We start from the raw sequence: 434 nt of genomic DNA, 5'->3' as shown, positions 1-434 counted from the left end.
TTAACCACAAAGAGATTTTGGTTTTCTGACTATGCCAGGCCTCTCTGAAGCGCGGACAAGCCAGTTGTTCAATCTGATCAATCAGAAAGGCCAGGAACATCAGCATGGCCAGGTTGGTCGCCAAATGCTGTTTGCCGTGACCGTAATTGTGCTCGAGGTTGTAGCCCTGTGTCTTCAGTGTGTTAAACGTTTCGTTTTCTATCATCCATCTGGCGCGTCCTGCTCGCATGACCTTTGTGACAGTTTCGGTTGAGAGTTCAATGTTCGTGACCCAGGTACAGCTGAATTTCTTTTCCTTGGGGGATATTTCAACATATTCCAGGTAGTTGATCAGAACATCGGGGTGAGACTTGTTGATCGGAACATTGTTGATGTACCGAAACCAGTGTCTGTAGCCATTGTCGTCAGTGTACTCGTACCTCTTCACCTGTTCC

At 47.2% G+C, this 434-nt stretch carries 1 protein-coding gene; it reads right to left on the bottom strand.

Annotated elements, in window-relative coordinates; translation table 11 throughout:
- The coding region (locus tag M3P05_RS20740) for a transposase (RefSeq protein WP_249702057.1) at nucleotides 1-434 on the bottom strand (434 nt) is incomplete at both ends.

Origin of the sequence: Parendozoicomonas callyspongiae, assembly GCF_023502345.1 — a bacterium.
In the GTDB taxonomy this organism is placed as follows: domain Bacteria; phylum Pseudomonadota; class Gammaproteobacteria; order Pseudomonadales; family Endozoicomonadaceae; genus Sansalvadorimonas; species Sansalvadorimonas callyspongiae.
This window is presented reverse-complemented; position numbering and strand designations above follow the sequence as displayed.